This is a genomic window from Prevotella sp. kh1p2 (assembly GCF_900111525.1).
Taxonomy (GTDB): Bacteria; Bacteroidota; Bacteroidia; order Bacteroidales; family Bacteroidaceae; genus Prevotella.
This window is the reverse complement of the sequence record NZ_FOHY01000001.1, coordinates 13580-36819: the sequence shown is the minus strand read 5'-3', so window position 1 is coordinate 36819 and position 23240 is coordinate 13580. Positions and strand designations below refer to the sequence as shown.

The 23240-nt window shown below is 52.6% G+C and carries 23 protein-coding genes, 1 tRNA gene and 1 pseudogene; 9 read left to right on the top strand and 16 right to left on the bottom strand.

What is annotated here, in order from left to right:
- Positions 1–7: 7 nt before the first annotated feature.
- The 5 genes from BMW31_RS00240 to BMW31_RS00220 are packed head-to-tail and all read right to left on the bottom strand — an operon-like array spanning position 8 to position 2827.
- On the bottom strand, positions 8–388 hold the full coding sequence (locus BMW31_RS00240; RefSeq protein WP_091819622.1) for a hypothetical protein: 381 nt from the start codon (positions 386–388) through the stop codon (positions 8–10).
- Positions 389–391: 3 nt separating this feature from the next.
- The gene (locus tag BMW31_RS00235; RefSeq protein WP_091820192.1) at positions 392–1111 is read right to left on the bottom strand and encodes an AlkZ-related protein; all 720 of its coding nucleotides are present in this window, start codon (positions 1109–1111) and stop codon (positions 392–394) included.
- 34 nt (positions 1112–1145) lie between these two features.
- Entirely contained in the window at positions 1146–1643 is a 498-nt protein-coding gene (locus BMW31_RS00230) for a 3'-5' exonuclease (protein ID WP_091819619.1), read from the bottom strand.
- 6 nt (positions 1644–1649) lie between these two features.
- Complete coding sequence (gene ribH / locus BMW31_RS00225; RefSeq protein ID WP_091819614.1) at positions 1650–2126, bottom strand: 6,7-dimethyl-8-ribityllumazine synthase; 477 nt, start codon at positions 2124–2126, stop codon at positions 1650–1652.
- Complete coding sequence (locus tag BMW31_RS00220) at positions 2126–2827, bottom strand: tetratricopeptide repeat protein (RefSeq protein WP_091819609.1); 702 nt, start codon at positions 2825–2827, stop codon at positions 2126–2128. Before BMW31_RS00220 ends, ribH begins: the two co-directional genes overlap by 1 nt.
- A 205-nt stretch (positions 2828–3032) precedes the next feature.
- Between BMW31_RS00220 and recF the strand changes: the two genes are divergently transcribed.
- Complete coding sequence (gene recF, locus BMW31_RS00215) at positions 3033–4130, top strand: DNA replication/repair protein RecF (protein ID WP_091819607.1); 1098 nt, start codon at positions 3033–3035, stop codon at positions 4128–4130.
- Positions 4131–4132: 2 nt separating this feature from the next.
- Positions 4133–4423, top strand: coding sequence for a DciA family protein (locus BMW31_RS00210; RefSeq protein WP_091819604.1), 291 nt, complete (start codon positions 4133–4135; stop codon positions 4421–4423).
- A gap of 502 nt (positions 4424–4925) precedes the next feature.
- Here the strand turns inward: BMW31_RS00210 and BMW31_RS00205 are convergent.
- From BMW31_RS00205 to BMW31_RS00160, 10 genes are all read right to left on the bottom strand, one after another.
- Positions 4926–5474 (bottom strand): 5-formyltetrahydrofolate cyclo-ligase, encoded by a 549-nt coding sequence (locus BMW31_RS00205; protein WP_091819599.1) that lies wholly within the window; start codon positions 5472–5474, stop codon positions 4926–4928.
- Positions 5471–7120: a S41 family peptidase gene (locus BMW31_RS00200; protein WP_091819596.1), complete on the bottom strand. Its 1650-nt coding sequence runs from the start codon at positions 7118–7120 to the stop codon at positions 5471–5473. Before BMW31_RS00200 ends, BMW31_RS00205 begins: the two co-directional genes overlap by 4 nt.
- A 50-nt stretch (positions 7121–7170) precedes the next feature.
- Positions 7171–7599: a deoxycytidylate deaminase gene (locus BMW31_RS00195; RefSeq protein WP_091819594.1), complete on the bottom strand. Its 429-nt coding sequence runs from the start codon at positions 7597–7599 to the stop codon at positions 7171–7173.
- Position 7600: 1 nt separating this feature from the next.
- Entirely contained in the window at positions 7601–9784 is a 2184-nt protein-coding gene (locus tag BMW31_RS00190) for a M3 family metallopeptidase (RefSeq protein ID WP_091819590.1), read from the bottom strand.
- A 299-nt stretch (positions 9785–10083) separates the two neighbouring features.
- The gene (locus BMW31_RS00185; RefSeq protein WP_091819585.1) at positions 10084–10752 is read right to left on the bottom strand and encodes a Crp/Fnr family transcriptional regulator; all 669 of its coding nucleotides are present in this window, start codon (positions 10750–10752) and stop codon (positions 10084–10086) included.
- A gap of 181 nt (positions 10753–10933) precedes the next feature.
- Positions 10934–11965 carry an FAD:protein FMN transferase gene (locus BMW31_RS00180; RefSeq protein ID WP_091819582.1) on the bottom strand — a complete coding sequence of 344 codons (1032 nt, stop codon included), beginning with the start codon at positions 11963–11965 and terminating at the stop codon, positions 10934–10936.
- 13 nt (positions 11966–11978) lie between these two features.
- Positions 11979–12674: a DUF6048 family protein gene (locus BMW31_RS00175; RefSeq protein ID WP_091819579.1), complete on the bottom strand. Its 696-nt coding sequence runs from the start codon at positions 12672–12674 to the stop codon at positions 11979–11981.
- Positions 12622–13101, bottom strand: coding sequence for a DUF6452 family protein (locus tag BMW31_RS00170; RefSeq protein ID WP_091819577.1), 480 nt, complete (start codon positions 13099–13101; stop codon positions 12622–12624). The genes BMW31_RS00175 and BMW31_RS00170 overlap by 53 nt, the downstream gene beginning before the upstream one ends.
- A complete protein-coding gene (locus tag BMW31_RS00165; RefSeq protein WP_091819575.1) occupies positions 13089–14051 on the bottom strand; it encodes a glycosyltransferase family 2 protein in 963 nt (320 codons plus the stop codon). Before BMW31_RS00165 ends, BMW31_RS00170 begins: the two co-directional genes overlap by 13 nt.
- A gap of 43 nt (positions 14052–14094) precedes the next feature.
- Positions 14095–14616 carry a DUF4199 domain-containing protein gene (locus BMW31_RS00160; protein WP_255404760.1) on the bottom strand — a complete coding sequence of 174 codons (522 nt, stop codon included), beginning with the start codon at positions 14614–14616 and terminating at the stop codon, positions 14095–14097.
- A gap of 953 nt (positions 14617–15569) precedes the next feature.
- Here BMW31_RS00160 and BMW31_RS00155 point away from each other — a divergent pair.
- The 7 genes and pseudogenes from BMW31_RS00155 (at position 15570) to BMW31_RS00110 (ending at position 20504) form a co-directional block, all read left to right on the top strand.
- A complete protein-coding gene (locus BMW31_RS00155) occupies positions 15570–16010 on the top strand; it encodes a hypothetical protein (protein WP_091819569.1) in 441 nt (146 codons plus the stop codon).
- Entirely contained in the window at positions 16011–16409 is a 399-nt protein-coding gene (locus BMW31_RS00150; protein WP_094148831.1) for a hypothetical protein, read from the top strand.
- A gap of 216 nt (positions 16410–16625) precedes the next feature.
- Positions 16626–17054, top strand: coding sequence for a YbbC/YhhH family protein (locus BMW31_RS00145; RefSeq protein WP_091819564.1), 429 nt, complete (start codon positions 16626–16628; stop codon positions 17052–17054).
- Positions 17055–17910: 856 nt separating this feature from the next.
- Entirely contained in the window at positions 17911–18276 is a 366-nt protein-coding gene (locus BMW31_RS00130) for a hypothetical protein (RefSeq protein WP_091819562.1), read from the top strand.
- Positions 18277–18577: 301 nt separating this feature from the next.
- Positions 18578–19579, top strand: a pseudogene (locus BMW31_RS00125) (type IV secretion protein Rhs); the annotation flags it as partial.
- Between the two features lie 149 nt (positions 19580–19728).
- Positions 19729–20091, top strand: a complete 363-nt coding sequence (locus tag BMW31_RS00120; RefSeq protein WP_091819560.1) for a hypothetical protein — start codon at positions 19729–19731, stop codon at positions 20089–20091.
- 339 nt (positions 20092–20430) lie between these two features.
- Positions 20431–20504: transfer RNA gene (locus BMW31_RS00110), tRNA-Thr, on the top strand.
- Positions 20505–20565: 61 nt separating this feature from the next.
- Here the strand turns inward: BMW31_RS00110 and BMW31_RS00105 are convergent.
- Complete coding sequence (locus tag BMW31_RS00105) at positions 20566–23190, bottom strand: endonuclease MutS2 (RefSeq protein ID WP_091819555.1); 2625 nt, start codon at positions 23188–23190, stop codon at positions 20566–20568.
- Positions 23191–23240: the final 50 nt, after the last annotated feature.

Here is a 23240-nt window from a genome sequence, read left to right as displayed (position 1 = left end):
TTTCGGCCTATCTCATCAGCTGCTTCCGGGCCTCTTCAAACTCCTTGGGATACTTGCCAAGGAAGCAAAGATTGACCAGACAGTTGGCTGCCAGCTCTACGTCCGACAAGTCCACGCCTTTCTCCCGGCTCACTTCCTTGCCCAAGCTCACCTCCCACGTGGAGGTGAAGCATGAGTCCTCTGCGCCCATGTAGTTCTGGTTGCCGGCCTCGTCGTGCATCACTTTGTAGCGTATAGCTTTCTTTGAGTCAACCGGCTTCATCTTTACAAGGATGTCGTAGGCTTTCTTCAGGGGTTCGCGATACTTGCTCGTACCGGGAAACATGTCGTTAACAACAGGCATAATCTCCTCGAAATTATAAGCCTGCATGAGGTGAATGAGTTTCATATCTTATCCTATTATCTTTAGTATTTGTTGTTCCGAGGCTTGCGGAAGCAGCTTGCGCAGGTGGCGGAAGATGCGTTCGTGCGACTCGGCTGGCGTGCGCTTCAGTTGCGAGAAGTTCTCCCGACCGAAGAAATCCTCCGGAGTACAGTACCTGGCCACGCCCCATCCGTACCTCCGGCCTTGCTTGTCGTAGTTGTATTCAAAGTCGGCAGTCACCACGTAGGTGGCCATCTGCAGTTTTGTAATGGCGGTGTCGAAGCCTTCCTTGCCTTTCGTGCGCTTTGGATGGGCTGCCTTCAGTTCTTTCTCTGCCATTTGCGACAGCTTGAGCAGTGGGTTTCGCTCCACCTGCCGGCGAGGTTTTACGTAGCCGCAGAGCTTCTTCAGCTCTTTTGACAGCAGCGACTGGTGCTCTTCTATCGTGCTAAGAATAACCTTCTCCTGTTCCGACAGCTTGCTGATACTCCGCCTGTAGTTCACGAAGTCAGGGAACCAGTCCATGCTAATCCATCCTGCTTTGCCGTCAAAGAACTTGCCGTAGGCGAATCCTCCTTCGATGATAGACGGCCCCTTCCAGTCCCACACGCCCATGCCTTCGTCCGGAAACCACAGCTCTTGCGGCGTGTAGTAATCTAAGGAGAAGTAGGGAATGCCGCTGAAGAAGAAGGGCAGGAAGCCTCTGTGGGCTATCAGCCGTTCCAGATCTTCTATGTTTGCTATCATGCCGTTGTCCATGAGCATTCTCCTGAAGGGATGGTTACAGTATTTTCAGTGCAATGGCAGCACATGCCTCGGCATCGGCCAGGGCGTTGTGGTGCTGCGTCAGGTCGTAGCCGCATGCCTTTGCCACGGTTTGCAGCTGGTAGTTGGGCAGCGTGCCGCGGGCGAACGTGCGCCGTGCACCTATCAGGGTACAATAGAAAGGATAATCAGGATATTCCATGCCGTAGGCACTGAACACAGCCTTCAGACAGTTTTCGTCGAACGCCTTGTTGTGGGCAACGAGCGGCAGATACCTGATTTTGGGAGCTATCTCTGCCCACACCTCCGGAAAAGTGGGTGCATCGGCCGTGTCGGCATACACGAGTCCGTGCACGGCCGTGGTCCACATGGTGTAGAAGTTGGGTATAGGACGAATGAGGTGATAGTATGAATCGGTTATCTCACCATTCTCTACTATCACCACACCAACGCTGCAAACGCTCGTCCGCGAGCCGTTTGCCGTTTCAAAGTCTATTGCTGCGAAGTCTTTCAACCACTTTCAGAATTTTGCCATCTTGATAGCATCCACTGCGCATTCGTCACCTTTGTTGCCCAGTTTGCCTCCGCTGCGGTCTTGAGCCTGCTGAAAGTCGTTCGTGGTCAGCAGTCCGTAGATTACCGGAATGTTCTGCGAGGCGTTGAGACGGGCAATGCCGTAGGTCACGCCCTGGCAGATATAGTCGAAGTGAGGCGTCTCTCCCTTGATGACACAGCCCAGGATGATGACTGCATCGAACCCGTCGTTCTTCGTCATCTGCTGTGCTCCGTACACCAGTTCAAAGCTCCCGGGCACCGTCTTCACGTGAATGTTCTCGGGCAGGCAGCCGTGTTTCTGCAGTGTTCTCACGGCTCCGTCAAGCAATGCGCCCGTAATTTCCTTGTTCCATTCGGCCACCACGATGCCGAAACACATGTTGCTGGCATCGGGAACCTTGTCAAAGTCGTAGTCGGAGAGGTGATGTAAAGCAGTTGCCATTATCTTGAAGCGCGTTCGATGTATTTGTCAATCTCCTGGCCCTGTACGAGTGCAGAGTTCACATATTTCTTCTTGATGTCCTGATAGAGTTTCAGAGCCTCGGCCTTGTTGCCTTGGCTCTCCAAAATCTCACCTGCCTGCAGCAGGAAAGTGGGTGAGAGGCTGTTGTTAGCCTTGTCAACGGCCTTGGAATCGGCCATGTCGGCAGCCTTCTTCAGGGCACTCACAGCCTTGTCCAGCTGGTTAAGGTGGGCGTAGGTGTTGCCGAGTGCAGCCTGTGCTGCCGGGCTAATCATGGCATCGCTGCCTGCATCATAGCTCTCAAGATAGTCGGCTGCCTCCTTGTACTTGCCGAGTTTGAACTGGCAGAGGCCTGCATACAGATTGGCCAAGTTGCCGGCATCGGTGCTTCCATACTCGTCGGCAATCTTCGCAAAGCCTGCATATCCGGCCCCGTCGCCATTGAGTGCCTTGTCAAACTGCTCGGCATTGAAGTATTCGGCGCCACGACCCAGCGCGGTCTGTGCCTTCTCCTCGCGCGGCCCACCAATGAACGCCTTGTAGCAGAACCAGCCTGCAATGACGATGATGAGTGCTGCTACCACGCCAAGGATGAGCTTCTTGTTCTTGTCGAAGAATGCCTCTGATTTTGCAAATGTGTCGTAAGTCTCTGCATTTGCCTGTTTTTTGTTGTTTGCCATTTTATGTTTTGCTTTTTTATTTAATTCTTTCAAGGTTGTGCCCCCGGTCTGCCGGCGGCCTCTGCTGCGGGTGCCCGGTGAGGCTGCAGGGGCGCTCGGAGCCCTGTTTTCCCACAAGTTGCAAAATTACTCTTTTTCTTGGAGATGGTGAAATATATTTCCTGTTTTTTTCGTTTTTCGCCTATTTTGATTAATTTTGCAGTCTATGATACTCCGCAAGCTATCCATCGTCAATTACAGGAATATACGCGCAGCCACGCTGGACTTATCTCCAAAGATGAATTGTCTCATCGGCAGCAACGGCGAAGGGAAGACCAACTTCCTTGATGCCATATATTACTTGTCCTTCTGCCGCAGCGCTTTCAACCCCATAGACTCGCAGGTGATTACTCACGACTGTGATTTCTTTGTCCTGGAGGGCAGCTACCTGAACGACAACGGCGACGAGGAACACATCTACTGCGGCATGAAGAAAGGTTTGCGCAAGCACTTCAGGCGCAACAAGAAGGAGTACAAGCGGCTCTCGGAGCACATAGGGCTCATCCCCATCATCTTCATTTCTCCCTCTGACACGTCGCTCATAGAGGGCGGGTCGGAAGAACGGCGCCGACTGATGGATACCGTCATTTCGCAGTACGACCACAGTTATATCGACGCCCTGACCCGTTACAACAAGGCACTGCAGCAGCGCAACGCCCTGTTACGCATGGAGCAGGAGCCCGACATGGCGCTCATGGAGATATGGGAACAGGAAATGGCAACGCAGGGGGAGATACTTTTCCGCAAGCGGGAGGAGTTTGTACGCGAGCTGGTTCCGGTGTTTCAGGAAATCTATCAAGATATTTCAGCACAAAAAGAGACCGTCTCCCTGCGTTACGTGTCCCACTGCCAGCGCGGCCCGCTGCTGGATGTCATCCGGCGCGACCGCCTGAAGGACCGCGCCGTAGGCTACAGTCTGCACGGCGTACACCGTGATGACCTGGAGATGCTCATAGGCGATTACCAGATGAAACGCGAGGGAAGCCAGGGGCAGAACAAGACTTTTGTGCTGGCGCTCAAGCTCGCGCAGTTCGATTTCCTGCGCCGCACGGCCAGCAACACCACACCGCTGCTGCTGCTCGACGACATCTTCGACAAGCTCGATGCCGGCCGCGTAGAGCAGATAGTGAAGCTGGTATCGCGCCCGGAGTTCGGCCAAATCTTCATTACCGACACCAACCGCGACCATCTGGACAAGATATTGAGCCACTCGGCGCTGGATTACAAACTCTTTACCGTGCACAACGGTGAATTCAAGGAATAGCCATGTTCAAGCGCGATGTACAGCCTCTGAGCGAGATACTGAAGAAACTGCTGCGGCAGGAAGGCCTCGAGACGCCCCTCATGCAGAAGCGGCTGGTGGATGCGTGGGCGCAGGTGGCGGGCCCGTCGGTCGACCGTTACACGGCCGAAAAGTTCATCCGCAACCAAACTTTGTACGTTAAGATACAGAATCCGGCCCTCCGTCAGGACCTGAGTATGATGCGTTCGCAGCTCGTCAGGCGTCTGAACGAACACGTGGGTGCGCAGGTCATTGCCGATATCCGTTTCTATTAAAGTTTTTTCATCTTCTTTTCTTCTTGGCCGCAAGCCCCGGCAGCGGCTTTTGCCGTTGCCCTTTCCGGTTGCCTGCGTTATTGTTCGTGGTCGTTAAAGATGCCTTTCGGGAACTTTCGACACTTGTCGCACATGAATTCGACAAGTGTCACACAATCGTGCGACAAGTGTCGAAAGTTCGTGAAGCATATCTTTTGTACTTCCGAAGCATTCTTTCAGCAACGCGAGTTGACAGTAAATCATCCCCTCCTCCGCCTCCCCTTTCTAAGGGGAGGAACCTTTGCAGCGCTTCTTCCGATATGTTCGTATAAACAGCTGCATAAAAGCAACAACGGTAACTGGTATCCTCCCCTTGGAAAAGGGAGGCGGAGGAAGGGTTGATAACTGATGAGCCATAGCCGGTTTACAGCCCGGTGAAGAGCAAGAAAGGTAAAGGTTGGGACGCAAAAAGAAGCAAATGGTTCTCTAAGTTGCTATTATATATAAGGTGTAAGCTCGCCCTTTACCCTATTATTTCGTCCATCGGCACGTCGTAGGGGCCTGCGGGAATGGTGTCGAAGAGCTGGAAATCGAAGCAAATGCCCAATTTCCATGCCTGCGGAACCTGTTGCAGAAAGCGGTCGTAGTAGCCCCGCCCGCGTCCCAGTCGGTGGTTGTGGCGGTCGAAGGCCATGCCCGGAACCACCACGACCTCTATCTCCCGGTAGCTGGTAAAGAGCGGGCCGGTGGGCTCCATGATGTGGTAGCTGCTCTCGCTGAGGTCGGCCGGGCCGGTATAGCGGCGTATCTCCATCCGTTCGCCGTCAACTACGCGGGGCAGGAGAATGGTCTTTCCCTGCGCTGTAAGCCGTTCGACGGCCTGGTGGGTGCAAACCTCATCGGGCAGGGAGTAGTACAGCAGGATGATTTGGGCATGCTGTATGCGGGGGTGGGCGAGCAGCCTGTCCTCCTTCGCGTGCGAGAGTTGCAGCAGCTCTTCAGGTGTGTGGAGGCGCTTCTGCCGGCGTACGTAGTCGCGTAACTGTTGCTTTGAAAGGTTTGCGGTGTTCATGCCTTGCGCTCCTTTGGTGCCGGAGCGGGCTTCTTGGGGAAGGCCGCGTTATCGCGGAACACCTTCTGGGCGGCTCGTATCACCGGGTCGTCCACGTTGAGGTACTGCATCCAGGCCTGCTCATCGAGCATGTTGTAGATGATGCGGCTGTTGATGAACTCCTCGAGCAGCTTGTGGCTCTTCATGATCAGCAGGTTGCGGCGCTGCAGTCCGCGCTTGTCGGCGTAGGTGGCAAACTTGTCTACCATGTTCTGTTTGGTCAGGTAGTCCGACAGCTCCATCATTTCCTTGAAGTTGTTCAGCTTCAGCCGGTTGTCGTCCGTGTACGAGTAGGCGAACTGGAGGATGAGTCCGCTCATGGCGGCCTGCTTGTAGTAGGAAGTCATGCCGGTGGTGTCTTCGGCCACGAAGATATCGGGCGTAATGCCGCCGCCGCCGTAAACCACCCTTCCTATGCTCGTATGGTAGGCCGGTCCGGTGTGTTTGATGCTGTCCTGCGAGAAGAATTCGCCGTGCTGATAGCGTGTAATGAGGTCTTGCTCGTAGTCGGCGTCGTCGCCAAGCGTATAGGGTTTCTGGATGCAACGGCCCGAGGGCGTGTAGTAACGGGCTATGGTGAGGCGTATCATGGAGCCGTCGGGGAAGGCTATCTGCTGCTGCACGAGTCCTTTTCCGAACGAACGGCGGCCGATGATGGTTGCCCGGTCGTTGTCTTGCATGGCTCCGGTGAAGATTTCGGAGGCCGAAGCAGACCCCTCGTTGATGAGCACCACGAGCGGTATGTCTTGGTAGCTGCCGTGGCCATCGGACCGGTAATCCTGGCGGGGGCTCTTCCGTCCCTGGGTGTAAACGATGAGTCGGTTCTTGGGAAGGAACTCGTTGGCCATCTGTACGGCACTCTGCAAGATGCCGCCCGTGTTGTCGCGCAGGTCTATCACGAGGTTACTGAAGCCTTGCTGCGACAGTTTTGCCAGCGCTATAAGCAGTTCGGCATAGGTCGTTTCGCCAAAACTCTTGATGCGGATGTAGCCCGTCGTGTCGTCGAGCATGTAGGTTGCAGCGATGCTCTTCTGCGGAATGTCGGCGCGGGTAACGGTAAACGACTGCACTTTCTTGCTGCCGTAGCGCACCACACCAATCTTAACCTTGGTGTCCTTGGGGCCCTTGAGGCGGTGCATAGCTTCCTCCGTGGTTACTATCTTGCCCACAAACGGCTTGTCGTCTACGCTCACTATCTTGTCTCCTGCTATAATCCCCGCGCGCTCGGCCGGGCCGTTCTTGATGACGTTTTGCACGTGGATGGTGTCCTGCCGGATAGTAAATTCGATGCCGACCCCGGAGAACGAGCCCTTCAGTCCGTCGTTGGCGAGCTGCACATCCTTAGCACTGATGTAGACGGAGTGGGGGTCCAGGCCGGCCAGAATTTGCGGAATGGCCTTGTCTACCAGCGAGTCGATGTTCACGTTGTCAACGTACTGGTCGTCGATAATGTGCAGGAGGTTGTTCAGTCGGTTGCTTCCGCTGTTGATGATGTTCAGCCGGTTGCCCGAAAAATGATTGGCATAGAAAGACCCTATCACAATGCCCAGGACGACGCAGAGCGCCATCAGCAGCGGCATGTAGCGGTTGGACTTGTTGTAATTCATATTTCTTGTTGCGTAATTCGTATTTGTTTGTTGCGTGTGTGGGCTGCAGCTCATTCGTTGCCCGGCAGCTCCTTGTACACTACTTCGATGCCGGCACGCCGCAGCAGGTCTATTCCGTCCTCCAGGCGGTACTTCTCTCCGTACACTACTCGCTTGATGCCGGCCTGTATGATGAGCTTGGCACACTCGATGCAGGGCGATGCCGTGACGTAGAGAGTTGACCCGTCGGAGTTGTTACTGCTGCGGGCCAGCTTGGTGATGGCATTGGCCTCGGCATGCAGAACGTAGGGCTTGGTTACGTTGTTGTCGTCTTCGCACACGTTCTCGAAGCCACTCGGCGTGCCGTTATAGCCGTCGCTGATTATCATCTTGTCCTTTACAACGAGCGCGCCGACCTGTCTTCGCTTGCAATAGCTGTTCTCCGCCCATATCTGAGCCATGCGGAGGTAACGGTAGTCGAGTAATGTCTGCTTGTCCATGTTAGTGTTTTGTTTTGATGCCGTTGCGTTCCAGCAGCGCGTCTATGGTGGGTTCCTGACCGCGGAAGCGTTTGTAGAGCGTCATGGGGTGCTCTGTTCCGCCCCGTGAGAGAATGTTGTCGCGGAAGCTCCGGGCTGTTTTGCGGTCGAAGATGCCGTTCTTCTTGAACACGCTGAAGGCATCGGCGTCGAGCACTTCGGCCCACTTGTAGCTGTAGTAGCCGGCAGCGTAGCCTCCGGCCATGATGTGCGAGAACTGTACTGTCATGCAGGTATCGGGCAGCTGGGGCATGATGATGGCCTTCTCCCAGGCTTTTTTCTCGAATGGAATAATGTCCTCCGTGAACTCATCGGCCTTAGTATAGTAGGCCATGTCGAGCAATCCGAAGCTCACTTGCCGCATGCAGGCGTAGGCAGCGTTGAAGTTGCGGCTCCTGACAATGCGGTCTATCAGCTCGTCGGGGATGGGTTCGCCCGTCTGATAGTGAAAGGCGAAGGTGCGGAGGAAGTCTTTCTCCACGGCATAGTTCTCCATGAACTGCGACGGGAGCTCAACGAAATCCCACCAGACGTTGGTTCCACTCAGGCTCTGGAACCGTGTGTTGGCCAGCATGCCGTGCAGAGAATGGCCGAATTCGTGCAGGAACGTCTCCACTTCTCCTAACGTGAGCAGGGCCGGCTTGTCGGCGGTGGGCTTGGTGAGGTTCATCACCAGGCTCACGTGGGGGCGTATGTTACGGCCTTTGTAGTCAATCCACTGGCCCTGGAACTCCGTCATCCAGGCGCCGCCTTGCTTGCCTTTGCGCGGATAAAAGTCCGCATAGAGCACTGCCAGATAGCTTCCGTCCTGGTCAAAGACCTCATAGGCCTTTACGTCAGGATGGTAAACGGGTATCTCGTTGTTCTCCCTGAAGGTGATGCCGTACAGCTTCGTGGCCAGTCCGAACACGCCTTTGATGACGTTCTCCAGCTTGAAATAGGGCCTGAGCATCTCTGCATCGAGGTTGTAACGTTCCATCTGGAGCTTGTGGCTGTAGTAGCCGAAGTCCCAGGGACGTAGCGGGGTGGCGGGTGATGGGTGTTGGGTGTTGGGTGATAGATGCTGTTGGGTGATGGGTGATGGGTGTTGGGTGGTGGGTGATGGGTATTGGGTGTTGGGTGATGAGGGCTGGACATCGCGTGCGGCGATGGCTTCGATGGCCTCTACCTCCTTGATGGCGGCGGGCCGGTAGGCGTCAATGAGGTCGTTGAGCAGCTTGTACACGTTGGCCGTGTTGCTGGCCATGCGGTGCTGGAGCACGTAGTCGGCATAGGTGTTGTAGCCCAGCAGCTGCGCCATCTCCCTGCGCAGGTTAACCAGCCGCTTGCAGATGTCGAGGTTGTTGTACTCGTTGGCGTGCGTGCAAACGGTGTTGCGGGCCATGTACATCTGCTTGCGCAGCTCGCGTTGGGTAGAATATGTCATGAAAGGGCTGAAGCTCGGGAAGTCGAGTGTGAACACCCAGCCGTCCTTCCCCCGCTCTTTGGCCGCCTGGGCTGCCGCTGCGCGAGCCGTTTCAGGTAGTCCGTCCAGCTGCTGCTCGTCGGTAATGTGCAGCTCGTAGGCCTTGTTTTCCTTCAGCAGATTTTGCGAGAACTGCAGCGTGAGCACGCCTGCCTCCTCGGTGAGTTGGCGCAGTTTGGCCTTTCCCTCGTCGTCCAGCAGGGCTCCGCTGCGTACAAATCCGTCGTAGCTGGTGTCGAGCAGCATCTGCTCCTCGGCGTTGAGTGGGCGGTTGGGATGGTCGTGCACGTACTTGATGCGTTCAAAGAGCTTGCTGTTCAGGCTCACGTCGTTGGCGTGGCGGGTCAGTATGGGGCTCATCTTCTGGGCCAGCGCGTCGAGCTCGTCGTTGGTTTCGGCGCTCAGCATGCACGAGAACACGTTGCTCACGCGGTCCAGCAGGTCGTAATAATGCTCGCCGTGGCTTAGGTCAACGCGTGTGAGCGTATTCTCGAAGGTGGGCGTCTCGGGGTCGTTCACGAGCTTGTCAATGGCTTCGTCGTCACGGCGGATGCCCTCCATGAATGCTTCCTCGTAGTCAGCAGTGCCTATACGGTCAAAGGGCACCGTGTCATGCGGCGTATGATAGTCGGTAAAAAAGGGATTTGTTCGTTGGCTTGTCTCTATCTGGTTTTCACTCATACTAATTGTGATACTTTACCTTACAAAGGTAGTAAAAAGATTATGAACCGCTAAACAGCAATCCTTGTTTTTAACGAATATTATATGCGGCGTGCGTCGTGGTGTGGGTGACGGGTGCCGGGTGCGGGGTGATGGGTGCCGGAAGGGGCGTTGGGGGAACTTTTGACAGGTGTCGCACAATCGTGCGACAAGTGTCGAATTCATGTGCGACACTTGTCGAAAGTTCCTGAAGCTATCCTTTGAGACCGAAAAGCGGCAACGGCAAGACGCCAGCCGGGCTGCAACGGGCGGGCCGGAGGTTAGGCGAGGATGAGTTTCTCGAGTGCGGGAATGTGGATGCCGCTGCGCCTGAGCGTGAGCAGGCCTTCGTCCTGGAGACCGTGCAGGGCGCGCGAAACGTCGAGCCGGCTGTCGTTAAGCTCGTGGGCGAGGGTTGTCATGCGGATGCTCACGTCCTTGCAGCCGGCCGGCCGCAGGCAGTGGTCCTGGAAGAAGCGGATGAGCCGGCTCCGCAAGTCGTCCTGCTGGTGGCGCCAGGGGCGGTGGTCGAGCTTCTGCAGGCGGGTGGAAATGAGGTTGAGCAGGTTGAGGCGGAAGATGAGGAACTGGTCAGAGAGTTGCGTGATTTCGTCCTTGCCCAGTACAATGAAGTTGCAGTTGGTCTTCGCGGTGTAGCTGTGAGTGTGGCGTTGGTTGAGCCCGAAGAGGCACTCCGGCTGCAGCAGGTCGGGCGCGGCGGTATCTTCGGTAAAGCTGTATTCGTGGTCGTCGGCCGTTGTTGTTATGCTCACGGTGCCTTTCACGAGGAAAAACAGGCGCGTGCAGACCTCTCCCTCGTTGATAATCGGCTTGCCTTCGGCGTACTTCATGAAGCCGAATTTGGTGTGGGCAACCACCCACGAGAGGTCGTCACGGTTCATTCCCAGGAACAGGGGCAGTTGAAGCAGCTGATGGTTGAGGGTTATCATTCTTTTTGGGTGTTAGGTGTTGGGTGTTGGATTTACGGGTGTTAGGTGTTAGGTGATGGGTGTTAATGAATGGTGGTGTTGGGTGTTGGTAGTTCGGATGGTAGAAATTGGGAGCTTCGTGTTAATGATTAGTTTCAAAACCATTCACCAACACCCATCACCTACCACCCAACACCCAAATCTATTGCATAATCTTATCCTTGAGAGAAGGGGAGAACCAGACGGCGTTTCGGCCCTTGGCATCGGAGTAGATGAGGTAGGCCATCAGGCGGGGATGCTTCTCCAAGACCTTCTTTGCACCGTCCAGACCCAGCACCATGAAGCTGGTGGCGTAGGCATCGGCCGTGGCACAGTCGGCTGCCAGCACGGTGGCAGAGAGGATGTTGTGCTGTACAGGGTAGCCGGTGCGCGGGTCTATGGTGTGCGCATACTTGCGGCCGCCCTTGTAGTAGAAGTTGCGGTAGTTGCCGCTCGTGGCCATCGCCTTGTCTGTTACGTTGAGCACGGTCTGCAGTTCCGTGTTCTGCTGCAGCGAATCGTCCGTGGGCTTGGTCACGCCGATGTGCCACGGCACGCGCTTGGGGCTCATGCCGCTCGTTACGATTTCGCCTCCAATCTCTACCATGAAGTTCTTGATGCCCTTGTGGCGCAGCAGTCGGGCCACCACATCGCTGCCGTAGCCCTTGGCAATGGCACTGAAGTCGAGCATCGTAAGCGGGTTGTTGCTTACCAGAAGCGTGCGCCCGCCTGTTTTCTTCTTCGTGAGATGACGCATGCCCACGCCCTGCAAAAGACGGCGAACCTGGCTGCTGTCGGGCATCTGGCGGGTCTTGAAGCCAAATCCCCATGCGTTTACGAGCGGTGCCACGGTGATGTCGAAGGCGCCGCCGGTCTCTCGGTTCACCTCTGCAGCGAGTTCGTAGACCTCGCTGAACATGCTGCTCATCTCGCACGAGCGGTTGTTGTTGAAGCCCGTAACGGTTGACCGGCGGTTGAACATCGAGAACTCGCGGTCCACCTTCTGCAGCTCCCGGATGATTTCCGGCTGCAGGTCGGCGTCGTTCTGGTAAGTGATGTTATACACGGTGCCGAATATCATGCCGTGGTTCTGGCGGTAGGGCATGGCATGCTGCTGCCTGATGACGAACACCGTGCCCACAATCAGGAAGAGCAGGAACGGCAGCTGCCAGTATAATTGCTTGCGATTTTTCATCGTGCCTCGGGGGTTATATCTCTAAAACTACGTTGAAGGTGCCGCCCAGTCGCGACCCTCCGGCCTTGCCGAAGCCTGGAACGTACCAGGGCTGGCCTATCTGCGGGTTGCTTGCCGTAATGCGGCGGCGGTACCGCACGCTCCATCCCAGCCTCACGGGGCCCCATATCCGGGCGTCTACACCGGCCGCTCCTTCGAGCCAGTGCCACGTGCTCTTGTTGCCGGTATAGCTGAAGGGCGCCTCTCCTCCGTACACCGGGTCGGACAGTGGGGGGCCGGAAACGTCGAACTTGAACGTGGTGAAGCCGTAGCGGAACCCCACATAGACGCGGTAGTCGTCGTGCTTGTTCTTCATGACGTTGAAGTCCATGCCGATACGCCCGTAGGGAGCCGAGGTCTTGTAAGTGAGTTTGGTCGTCACGTCGTCGGCATCCGCCTTGCCGATACCTAACTCTACGATGGGGAAGAACTTGTCTTTCAGGTTCACCCTCAGTGCTGCTTCGTACTGCCCATAGTCGCTCCAGAGCATTTGACCCAGTCCCACAAGGTCGGCCGATACCGACACTCCGCGCAGCAGAGGGATGGTGTCAGGCTGCTGCACCATCTTCTTGTGCTGCCCCTGGGCACTCGCCGTGAGGGTTGCAAGGAGCAGGAGACTAATTGATATTGCTCTTGAAAGTAAGGAGGAACTGAGCCTTGGATGTGTCATAGCTGACGTTGGGATTGTTGATTTCTATGGACTCGATGGCGTGGTTGGTGGAACTTACGCCCGTGATGGTGTGGAACATGGCCGGACTACAGTCCACCGACTCGAAGTGAGGATTGTCGGTTTTCTGTATCCTCACCGTGTCCTTGAGCGTTTGTGCGGTGCCCTGCACCTCAAAGTAGAGCACGTCTTCGGGATGGCTGTAGCTCATGGGCAGGCTGAAACTGTCAACCTGCTGCGCCTGGTTCAGCAGTACGGAGTCGTTGCCGTCGGGCCGCGCGGTGCTTACTGTTAGCGTGGCAGAAAGCGGAACGGCGCTGCCGGTGAGCTTGTAGGTGGCCATTACCGTGTTGTTAAGCGGGCAGTCTACGGTCGAGCAGGCTGCCAGCACGGCGCAGCCGATGAGCAGGAGTACGGTTACTTTTCGCATTTGATGGTCTTTTCTATCTGGTAATCGTTGCGTCCGGGGTTCGAACGGCTGATGAGATCGCCGATGAAGCCGGCCAGGAAGAACTGGGTGCCGATGAGCATCGAGGTGAGGAAGATGTAGAACCAGGCCGAGTCGGTAACCAGATGACCGTAAACGCCGTTGCTGAGCTCAATGAGTTTGCCGGCGCCGAGCACTGCCAAGGCTACAAAACTGATGAAGAAGACCACTGACCCCAAGAAGCCGAACACGTGCATGGGTTTCTTACCGAAGTTGTTGAGGAACCACAGCGTGAGCAAATCAAGGTATCCGTTGAAGAAACGGTTGATACCGAACTTCGACTTGCCGTACTTGCGGGCCTGATGGTGCACCTCCTTCTCGCCAATCTTGACGAAGCCGGCGCTCTTGGCCAGGTAAGGAATGTAGCGGTGCATCTCTCCGTACACCTCAATATTCTTCACTACGTCCCTGCGGTAGGCCTTGAGGCCGCAATTGAAGTCGTGCAGGTTGTGTATGCCCGAAATCCTCCGGGCCGTGGCGTTGAAGAGTTTGGTGGGGAGCGTCTTGGTAAGCGGGTCGTAGCGTTTCCTCTTGTAGCCCGACACCATGTCGTAACCCTCGGCCGTAATCATGCGGTACAGCGCCGGTATCTCGTCGGGCGAGTCCTGCAGGTCGGCGTCCATGGTAATCACGACGTCGCCCTCGGCCTCCTTGAAACCGCAGTACAGGGCAGGGCTCTTGCCGTAGTTGCGGCGGAACTTGATGCCCCTCACGTTCTCGTCCTGGGCCGCGAGCTGCTCTATGACGTCCCAGGAGCGGTCGCGGGAGCCGTCGTTTACGAAAATAATCTCGTAGCTGAAGCCGTTCTGCTGCATCACCCTGCGTATCCAGGTATGCAGCTCCGGCAAAGATTCTTCCTCATTGTACAGAGGTACTACAACTGATATATCCATTTCAAAAAATCAAAATTCACTGTCAAAAGTCGGTCTCCGGCCGTCAGCCTTTTTTCTTCCGCCTGCCTATGAGGGCAATGGGGAGGCTTAGCAGCACGGCTATGAAGATGTTCTGCGTGAGCACCACGAAGGCCAGCTGGATGGGCTTGAGCGTCTGCAGGAGGCTCATCGAGTCCTTGAGTTCCTGCACTGAGAGCCCCTGCTCCTTGTAGATGGGTTCCAGCATCCTGAGCCCTGAGTTCATGATATCGAAGAAGCGGCCGCCATCCAGGAACCGGAAGTACACGTACTGCACGATGCAGAAGAGCAGCGATGCGTAGAAGAGCGTGTACCACGAGTAGGCAAAGGCGCGCCAGAAGCTGATGCTCCCGCCGAGTGCATAGTCGCGGAAGCCGGCCAGCCGCCAGTAAACAACGAATGGCGTGGCCAGGGCCAGCAGGTTGCCCCAGGGCATTTGGGGCATGAGAATGGTGGCCGCAAAGCTGGCCGTCCATAGCAGGAGCACGATGAGGCCATCCTGTCGGGCGAAAGCCTTGAGCTGAACTAACGCTTGCGCAAATCCCATATTCATAGCGATGCAAAAGTACTCATTTTCATTCAGATAACAGAGAAAGTTTGCCAACATTTACATTTTTTTGATAGAAACTTGCTCCGTCGGCCTCGTTACCTTAGCCCGAGCGGTGCGAATTGGGTGCAGCGGCGGGCCGGATGGGTACAGGTAGAGCACCATCTCCGGGCTCTTTGCAGTCCGGCATGCTTCGCCCTGTGCCCGGTTCAGGGTGCTTTGCCGGCCGGGAGGGCAGGGGGCAGCTGGCTTGTTTGTCAAGAAAACATGACTGAAAAGCGTGCACTGATTTCGCACGAAGTAGAAAACAGACGCCTCTCAAACACCCCTTTCGACCTCCGATAATCACCATCTGCCACGCAAAAGCATGCCGCCAACGCCCTTGAAGCACGCCTTCAGCCTCCTTAAAGGATAGCTCCAAGACGGTTAAAACATGGTTTTCGGCACCCGAAAAATCAGTTTTTCCACCCTTGAAGGACAGCTCCAAAGGGGCGTGAAAATATCAGTAAAATACAAGCATCTGGTTATCAGCCTCTTATATGCACCGCCCATTTTTGCGTATTTGCGCCCAAACGCCCCTCCGTTCGTCAAAACGTAAAACTACAGAGGGTGTTTGTCAAAAAGAATGTAATAAGATAAGGCCGCTTTACTACATGGAAGCGGAGGGAGAAAACGCAGTGAGCTGTTGCCAAGTCGTGCAGCTTTATGCCTTGTAACCAAGCGCGAACAAACGGAAATCGTACCCAGCTCTTGCTTGTATGAGAGAAATAACGTATATTTGCCTGCAAAACAATGACGATTCAGAAAGGAGGTGGAAACATGAGTGTAATTGTTTTCAATGAAACATAACCGGAGCTGCGAAGCATGCCTCTGCACAACTCTGTTTTGTGTGAAGTCGGCATCTCAATACTCGGGTTTATAAACCAACCGTGAAATAAATACCCTATAGGACTATGTTTCTGACTGATGAAGAGTTAGCCTTGATAGAGAGAGCAAAAGAATATCTCTATGCGTTCCTTTCAGAATTTGGGGAGTTCCTTCCCTTTACCATGCTCATGCAAGGTGATGAGATTTTCCCCTTAGAGCATGAAGTGAATGAGAAATCATCAACTCCGGCCTATTTGATAAATATGTATGAAGAATATTTCTGCAAAGAACGAAAAGACAATGCCGGGTATCAAGTCGGACTTCTGTGCATAGACATATCCATCCGCTCAAAAACACAAACCAACCGGCGGAGCGGTATCGAGTATAGATTGTTCGGCACCGACTGTACAAAGAGCGTGATACAATATTATCAGATAAAGAAAGACAAAACTGTGTTGTTTGAAGAGATGGTTGGCTGGGGCGGTGAAGAAAAGGCTATACATTCAATGATAATGAACGGAGAATAAATGAAGATTAATGTCATATTGCTTTCTTTAGGTCTTCTGTGCATCATCTGCTTTAGCATGATTGCCTATTTTATTATGACAGACTGGGATGTTAGAGTAAACGGGCAGTTGGTCAATGCAGAAGTAGTTGCTATAGAAGGCCGTGTCTCCAGACCTGTTGGAAGTGCGACAGTAAGAATAGGAAATCAATTCTATGATGCAGGCAGTATAGATAGTTCTGTTTCCATTGGCGATTCTATTCTTGTCCGCTATTCAGCCAAGGATCAGAGTGTTATACAAGAAAAAGTAAATCCTCACCTATACATCTTCTATATGTTCTTAGACATGCTTTTAATTCTCCCAGGGGTGTTGCTGATAAAAGAATCTTTTAAAGGACGAAAGCTATGGGAATATTTATGAAAGGACAATTATCTTTCCTCGTTACGCCAAATGGCTCTTTGCAATCATTTAATCTAAGGACGGGGAAAACAAAAGTGCTTGGCAATAATATGCCAAGCGACAATAGAGAGCCGGGCAGGATGAAATCTGTATCAAGTTATATAGAACTACATCCCGCATCAACCATGAGCGCGATATTAAAAACTTAAGGTAAGTAATAAGTATAATTGACAGATAATGAAGAAAGAATATATTTTTGCTCCGATATTAGCAATACTCTGTTTCCTTGGAGGGTATTATTATCGCACCTATAACACTAAAGAACGAACTCTATTTGTTAATAAAGGCATAGCAATAGAAAAGGAAACCCAAGATTCGGTTCAGGGTATAAATTACTCAACTTCGGTAAATTCCGGAAATACAGAAAGTTTGTTTAAAAAGGACGTTATACCCGATGCCGAAACAGCATGTAAAGTAGCTATTCCCATTATTAAAGCAGTGTATGGAGAGCGGCAGTTAAACTCAGAATTGCCACTTCAAATAACACTTGTCAATGATAAATACTGGACGATAGAAGGAACATTGCATACAACGAAAGGAGGTGTTGTATTTATGACCATTAATAAGGATAATGGATGTGTATTAAATTTGACGCATGGTGAGTAATATCATTGTTTTATTGTGATTATTTGGAAGTCATAAAAATATCTAACGAAAGAATATATTAAGTATTGGAAAAATCAAAAGTAAAAATGGAATACTGTAAAGTTTGTGGCTATAAACTAAGTTTTGAGCCGTGGGGAGATGACGGACAAACTCCGACCTGAAATATGTCCTTGTTGTGGTGTGGAATTTGGTAATGAGGATTACACAATAGAATCAATTAAGGAGTATAGAGAAGAGAGAGTTGGATGAAGTCTGGTTGTAAATGGTTTCAACAGAGTAAACGCCCCACAATGTGGTCATGGGAGAATCAGCGTAGACATATTCCTCAAAAGTTTAGATAACAATTTTCTCACAAACATTGATAATAACAACTAAATACCCATACAAGGGTATGCTTCCGTATCCCATATAAGGGGTGTCTCTTATTACCCTTATAAAGGTATCAAAAGACGAGAGCAATAAACAGGAAAGAAAGATGTTAAATAATTGATAACCATAAATAATTAAAGAGTATGATTGAATTAGAGGTAAAATCAAAGACGCAGCCTATCGGTAAGCGCAAGGTGTACGGTGTACTTCGCACAGTCTGTTTCGCAACAGCACCTTACAAACAGGATGGTGGCTGACCGTATCGTGCGTGAAACCTCTCTGTCAACAGGTGACATAAGCAATGCTCACATCAGTCTTGGAGCAATCCTATATCGGTAGCCAGCGTGTTGTCGGCAAGCTCGGTGACTTTGCTTCCTATGGTTCAGACCCTAGGAGGAAAAGGAATGGCACCGCAAAGACACATGAATGTCGATTTGCACCCTAACAAGAAAGTTCTTCCGAATAATGGGCATAAAGATTAGAATAAATGGAACAAGAAGAAAATGTTTTTTTTATAGACGTACTAAATATTCTTCCTGAAACGGCAGAATGTTTAATTCAAGCCCCAAGCATTGAAAATACTATTATAAAAGAAATGCTAAAAAAGACTCATTGTGTTTACTTTGAGAAGTTGACACTAAACAAATATATAAAAGAAAAAATTATTAACGAAGAAAGAATAAACTCTTTTGGTGCTTACATTCAGAAAATGGAAATTAGAAAAGGAGGAATTAAGCTGTTTGTTTTATATGATGGATGTGAATATGGAATAGTTTCAAAGCTATTTAAAATTCCAGAATGGTTCAAGAGCAAATATATTCCTGAAACTTGCATGGTATCTGATGAGTGGTAATGGCTATGGGCATATGAAGGTAACCGACACCGAGGGCAACGTGACGACATCCGTCTATGACATGGGCGACCGTCGTACGGAGGTCAATCATCCTGCCAGCGGTATCACCACCTTCACCTACGACGCTTTGGGCAACGTGGTGACCAAGCAGACCGCCAACCTCAAGAAAGAAGGCAAGACCATCAACTATGAGTATGACTACGGACGTCTGACGGCCATCAACTATCCCGACCATCCGGAGAATAACGTGAAGTATTACTATGGTGGGCGCAATGCCTCCCAGAACCGTATCGGCAGGCTGATGCTTCGTGAGGACGGCAGCGGTGCCATCGAATACTTCTACGGCAAGATGGGCGAGGTTGTCAAGACCCGCCGCACGATGATTGTGCCTAATCAGGCTATTGCCACCTACGTGACGCAATGGACCTACGACAGCCACAACCGACTGCTGGAGATGATCTATCCCGACGAGGAGAAGATTACTTATTCTTACAACCTCGGTGGTCAGCTTGACCATGTGCGTGGCTACAAGTCCTACGGCTACGACTATGTGAACAAGATCGGCTACGACAAGTTCGAGCAGCGCACCTATCTGAAGTACTGCAACGGTGCCGAAACCTTCTATAGCTACGACCCGCAGCGCCGCAGATTGCAGAACCTCGTAGTGAATGCCAAGGCGGGCACCATCATGGACAACGCCTATACCTACGACGCGGTGAGCAACGTGCTCAGCGTGAAGAACGGTGCCCCGCTTCCGCAGAGCGGCAAGGCCGGTGGGCAGATGAACCACCAGTACACCTACGATGCGCTGTACCGTCTGGCAAGTGCAACGGGTACTTACACGGGAGCTGACAGCAAGACGGCATCCTACACCCTTGCGATGGGTTATGATAACATGCACCGCATCACGAGTAAGAAGCAGCACCTGACCCAGCAGAACGTGCAGTTCAATGGCTCACTGAGTGCAGGCTACGACCTCACCTACACCTATCAGGACTCTACGGGACATAAGTTCCAGCTGGCGAATGTCCGAGACGTGAACTATCGCACGGAAGGAACAGCCAGTGAGAACGACAAAGTGAATAACGGTCACCGCTATACTTACGATGCCAATTATTCGATTGAGCGAGAGCAGAGCCAAACTTGTTTGAGCTTTGCCGAGCGTGAGAATAATCACCGAAGGCAGCGTAATCTTGTCTATATCAACACCAGCCGTGTAAAACGTTACGGCAAGGAGGAATAGAAGGTTACCGAGCAGAAGTTCAAGTGGGACGAGGAGAACAGACTCCTTGTAGGCGATGAGCAAATGGAAACCCTGCCCCACGCTTGCAGATATGAGGGATATAGCGTATATTTGCCTGTGGAGTGTGCAGTTAATTTGAAAATACACTGAAAAATAAAATGCGATGGTAACTTTGTATCAATGTTTAATATAATAGAATTTACACAAAGATGGAGAAAAGTAAATTTATGAAGATTGCAGCTTGCATAGCTTTGGTTCTGTTGGTTGCGTTTGTTACAAGCGGGCATATACACTTGCCTGGACATGGAAACTGGGAAAACAAGAATTTTGAGAAAGCAGTCGTTACTTATGTTTCCTCTCGGCTTACCAATGGGCAGAGGGTTGAATTTGGCGAAAAGTTCTTAAGCGCGGACTATAAGGAAAATAACGAAGTGCGTTACGCTGCCACTGTTGTGTACTATGTAGTTTCAAGAACCGGTGCTAAAGAGAAGCATACTGCCCGCGTAATCTGTAACGAAGACAAAGACAGGATTATCGGATGGAAGGAACTCACAAACTCATCAGAAAACTAAGTGGATGGAATCTTTGGCGTTAGGCCGTGCCGCATTGTGCACCTTGTATTCATCGGCATGAGGCAGAGGAACGATTGTTCTGTGTTTGTGCCTGTAATTCTGCTGCATGCTCCTGCGTTTTATCTCTATCTGCTTGGACTATAGCCTTTGTTAATTAATGCTAAGCAAATGGGTTTTTATGGCTGGAGAGAGGCGGAAGTGAAGAAAAAACGCTAACTTTGCACCCGCAAAAGTGATATGGGCAAGTCTCATACGGCCAGCTCCCTCGGAATCCCCCAGGATGGGAACATAGCAAGGGTACTTGGTTGTAGCGGCGCGATATGAATAGCTTGCCCACCCGCCTCTTTAGCTCAGTTGGCCAGAGCACGTGATTTGTAATCTCGGGGTCGTTGGTTCGAATCCGACAAGAGGCTCAAAACAAGAGAAGGAATGAAATGATGGGTTTCATTTCTTCTTTTTTATGTCCTGCTGAGTTTATCCAATGTCTACCACCGTGATGCCGGCACCGCCGAACTGTACGTGCTCGTCGGCGTAGCGGGTGATGTTGGGAATGCCTGCCAGATAGTCGCGGATAAGCTGCCGCAGGATGCCGTTGCCCTTGCCGTGCAGGATGCGCACGCGCGGCATGCCCACCAGGATGGCGTCGTCGATAAAATACTGCACGGCATTGAGCGCTTCGTCGCCCCGCATGCCGCGCACGTCGAGATCCTGATGGAAGTTACGTTTGTGGCTGTCTACGGTTTCCTGCGTCATGTGCGACATGTTGTAGGATTGCAAGCTCTCTTGCAGCTCTGCGGCCTTGGTCTTGTTGGCGGGTTGTTCTGCCGTGCCGTCGGCAGGGTGGGGGAGGTACTTCTCAATCCTGTCGAGCCGCAGCTTGGTACGCATGCCGCCGAAGATGGCCACTGCCATCTTGCCGTCAATAGACTCCAAGGTACCTACGGACGACAGACCTTTCATGCGGACGGTGTCGCCCACCTTCGGTTTTAGGTCTTCTTCCGAAGGGCGCATGGCAGCCTTGCGCAGCGATTCTGCTGCCTGCTTCTGCCGGTTGGCCTTCTCTTCCTTGTGTTTCTGGTGGCGCTCCTTGCGCTGTTTGATTTGTTCTATCTTGCGGGCAATCTCCTCGTCTTTGGCTTTTGTGTCGACATCCGCAAGCTGGTCCTTGAACTCGTTGAGTTCGGCTCTAATTTTGCGGGTTTCTTCCTTCTGCGCCTGTTTCTCCTTTATCTCGCGTATGGTGTTTTCTATCTTCTTGTTGCTTTCGGCCAGCAGCTGCATGGCTTCTTCCTTGGCTCGGCGCAGAATTTCCTTGCGCTGGCGCTCCATGTCGGTAAGGTCGATCTCGTAGCGCTGCATGGCGCGCTCCAGTTCCTTCTCCCGCTGGTGTATGGCCTGGCGTTTGGCCTCCCAGTAGCGCTTGTCGCGAACAATATCCTGCAGGTATTTGTCGCTCTGTATGTAGTCGGAGCCAACGATTTCGCTGGCCTCGGCAATGACCTCTTCGGGCAATCCTATCTTGCGCGCAATCTCTATGGCAAAGCTGCTGCCCGGTCTTCCGATGGACAGCTGGAAGAGGGGGCGCATCTCGTGGCGGTCGTAAAGCATGGCACCGTTGGCTACGCATTCGTGCGTATCGGCAAAGTGCTTCAAGTTCTGGTAGTGGGTAGTGATGACGGCCCATGCGCCACGACGGCAGAACTGGTTAAGAACGCTTTCGGCTATGGCGCCGCCAATTTGCGGCTCGGTGCCTGTGCCGAACTCGTCGATGAGGATGAGCGTTTTATCAGAAGCCTGCCGCATCATGTTCTTCATGTTCAACAGATGGCTGGAGTAGGTGGAAAGGTCGTTCTCCAAGCTCTGCTCGTCGCCGATGTCGATCATCAAATCCTGGTAGATGCCAACCTTCGAACGGTCGCCCACGGGGATGGAGAGGCCGCACTGCACCATGTATTGCAGCAAACCTACGGTCTTGAGACAGACTGATTTTCCGCCTGCGTTGGGGCCGGAGATGATGAGGATATGCTTCTCGGGGGTGAGGGTGATGTCCAAGGGCACAATGCCGCGAGTGGCTTCGGCACCCCGTTTGAGTTTCTGTTCCAGCAACGGGTGGCGTGCCCTTATCCAGTCGGTTACGGGAGTGTCGGCAACCGTCGGCTCAAAAGCGTCAAAATCATTTGCCAGTTCGGCCTTGGCCTGCACCAAATCTATGTAAGCCAGAAACTGGTACGAGTAGAGAATTTCGGCAACATGAGGCCGCACGAGCTTGGTGGTCTCCTTTAGCAGGCGGACTATCTCTTGCCTTTCTTCCGCCTCCAACTCGCGTATGTGGTTGTTGGCTTCTACCACTTCGGCCGGTTCAATATAGACAGTGCGGCCCGAGGTGCTTTCGTCATGAACAATGCCATGTATCTTGCGTTTCATCTGTGGCACTACTGGAATCATCAGTCGGCCGTCACGCATGGTTGGAGCAACGTCCTTATCTAATAGCCCATCGCGTTGTGCGGCATGCAAGATACCGTTCAGAATACCCGAAATAGAGCTGTGTGTGTGTGCCAACTCGCGTCGGATACGTGCCAGATCGGGGGAAGCAGTGTCGCGGATGTGACCGAATTTGTCGAGCAGTTGGTCAATGCGTTGAATGATGAGCGGAAAAGTGATAACGCCTTCGGTCAATGCGGCCAGGGCAGGGAACAGGGCTTCGGCCGTGTCTTTTTCGTTTTCGTTGGGTTCGGTTGGTTGCGAGGCAGTTGTAGTTGCAGTGCCGCGAGTCAGGAATTCCTTGAGTTTTCGGGTGGTGTCGAGTGAGCGTCGTAGGTCGAAAAGCTCTTCCTCTTCCATGAATGAGCCTTCTATGCGGATACGTTTCAGGGTTTCTCTTAGATCGGAAAAGCTGCTGAAGGGTATCTCCTCGTCCAGCTGTTGCATGCGCCTGAATTCTCGTATTTGCTCCATCTGGGTGTTGATGGTGTCGGCCTGGCTCTGGAAAGCGATCCCGTCGGCCAGTTCCTTGCCTGGTATAGACATGCAATGTTTCTTGAGCAAGGTTCGTATTTCGTTAAAACCTATTTTTGATTCGAAGTTTGTAGGGTATATCATCTCGTTCTCTTTTAATGAGAAAACCTCCTGTATTTAATGAGAAAGTTTTC

What these genes read in the sequence shown, in the direction of transcription:
- BMW31_RS00170 (WP_091819577.1), bottom strand. Translation starts at nt 13,101, where the DNA reads ATGCGAAAAGTAACCGTACTCCTGCTCATCGGCTGCGCCGTGCTGGCA.
- BMW31_RS00145 (WP_091819564.1), top strand. Translation starts at nt 16,626, where the DNA reads ATGAAGAAAGAATATATTTTTGCTCCGATATTAGCAATACTCTGTTTC.
- BMW31_RS00160 (WP_255404760.1), bottom strand. Translation starts at nt 14,616, where the DNA reads ATGGGATTTGCGCAAGCGTTAGTTCAGCTCAAGGCTTTCGCCCGACAG.
- BMW31_RS00195 (WP_091819594.1), bottom strand. Translation starts at nt 7,599, where the DNA reads ATGGACAAGCAGACATTACTCGACTACCGTTACCTCCGCATGGCTCAG.
- BMW31_RS00220 (WP_091819609.1), bottom strand. Translation starts at nt 2,827, where the DNA reads ATGGCAAACAACAAAAAACAGGCAAATGCAGAGACTTACGACACATTT.
- BMW31_RS00190 (WP_091819590.1), bottom strand. Translation starts at nt 9,784, where the DNA reads ATGAGTGAAAACCAGATAGAGACAAGCCAACGAACAAATCCCTTTTTT.
- BMW31_RS00150 (WP_094148831.1), top strand. Translation starts at nt 16,011, where the DNA reads ATGAAGATTAATGTCATATTGCTTTCTTTAGGTCTTCTGTGCATCATC.
- recF (WP_091819607.1), top strand. Translation starts at nt 3,033, where the DNA reads ATGATACTCCGCAAGCTATCCATCGTCAATTACAGGAATATACGCGCA.
- BMW31_RS00180 (WP_091819582.1), bottom strand. Translation starts at nt 11,965, where the DNA reads ATGAAAAATCGCAAGCAATTATACTGGCAGCTGCCGTTCCTGCTCTTC.
- BMW31_RS00205 (WP_091819599.1), bottom strand. Translation starts at nt 5,474, where the DNA reads ATGAACACCGCAAACCTTTCAAAGCAACAGTTACGCGACTACGTACGC.
- BMW31_RS00105 (WP_091819555.1), bottom strand. Translation starts at nt 23,190, where the DNA reads ATGATATACCCTACAAACTTCGAATCAAAAATAGGTTTTAACGAAATA.
- BMW31_RS00210 (WP_091819604.1), top strand. Translation starts at nt 4,133, where the DNA reads ATGTTCAAGCGCGATGTACAGCCTCTGAGCGAGATACTGAAGAAACTG.
- BMW31_RS00120 (WP_091819560.1), top strand. Translation starts at nt 19,729, where the DNA reads ATGGAGAAAAGTAAATTTATGAAGATTGCAGCTTGCATAGCTTTGGTT.
- BMW31_RS00130 (WP_091819562.1), top strand. Translation starts at nt 17,911, where the DNA reads ATGGAACAAGAAGAAAATGTTTTTTTTATAGACGTACTAAATATTCTT.
- BMW31_RS00240 (WP_091819622.1), bottom strand. Translation starts at nt 388, where the DNA reads ATGAAACTCATTCACCTCATGCAGGCTTATAATTTCGAGGAGATTATG.
- BMW31_RS00200 (WP_091819596.1), bottom strand. Translation starts at nt 7,120, where the DNA reads ATGAATTACAACAAGTCCAACCGCTACATGCCGCTGCTGATGGCGCTC.
- BMW31_RS00235 (WP_091820192.1), bottom strand. Translation starts at nt 1,111, where the DNA reads ATGATAGCAAACATAGAAGATCTGGAACGGCTGATAGCCCACAGAGGC.
- BMW31_RS00185 (WP_091819585.1), bottom strand. Translation starts at nt 10,752, where the DNA reads ATGATAACCCTCAACCATCAGCTGCTTCAACTGCCCCTGTTCCTGGGA.
- ribH (WP_091819614.1), bottom strand. Translation starts at nt 2,126, where the DNA reads ATGGCAACTGCTTTACATCACCTCTCCGACTACGACTTTGACAAGGTT.
- BMW31_RS00155 (WP_091819569.1), top strand. Translation starts at nt 15,570, where the DNA reads ATGTTTCTGACTGATGAAGAGTTAGCCTTGATAGAGAGAGCAAAAGAA.
- BMW31_RS00175 (WP_091819579.1), bottom strand. Translation starts at nt 12,674, where the DNA reads ATGACACATCCAAGGCTCAGTTCCTCCTTACTTTCAAGAGCAATATCA.
- BMW31_RS00165 (WP_091819575.1), bottom strand. Translation starts at nt 14,051, where the DNA reads ATGGATATATCAGTTGTAGTACCTCTGTACAATGAGGAAGAATCTTTG.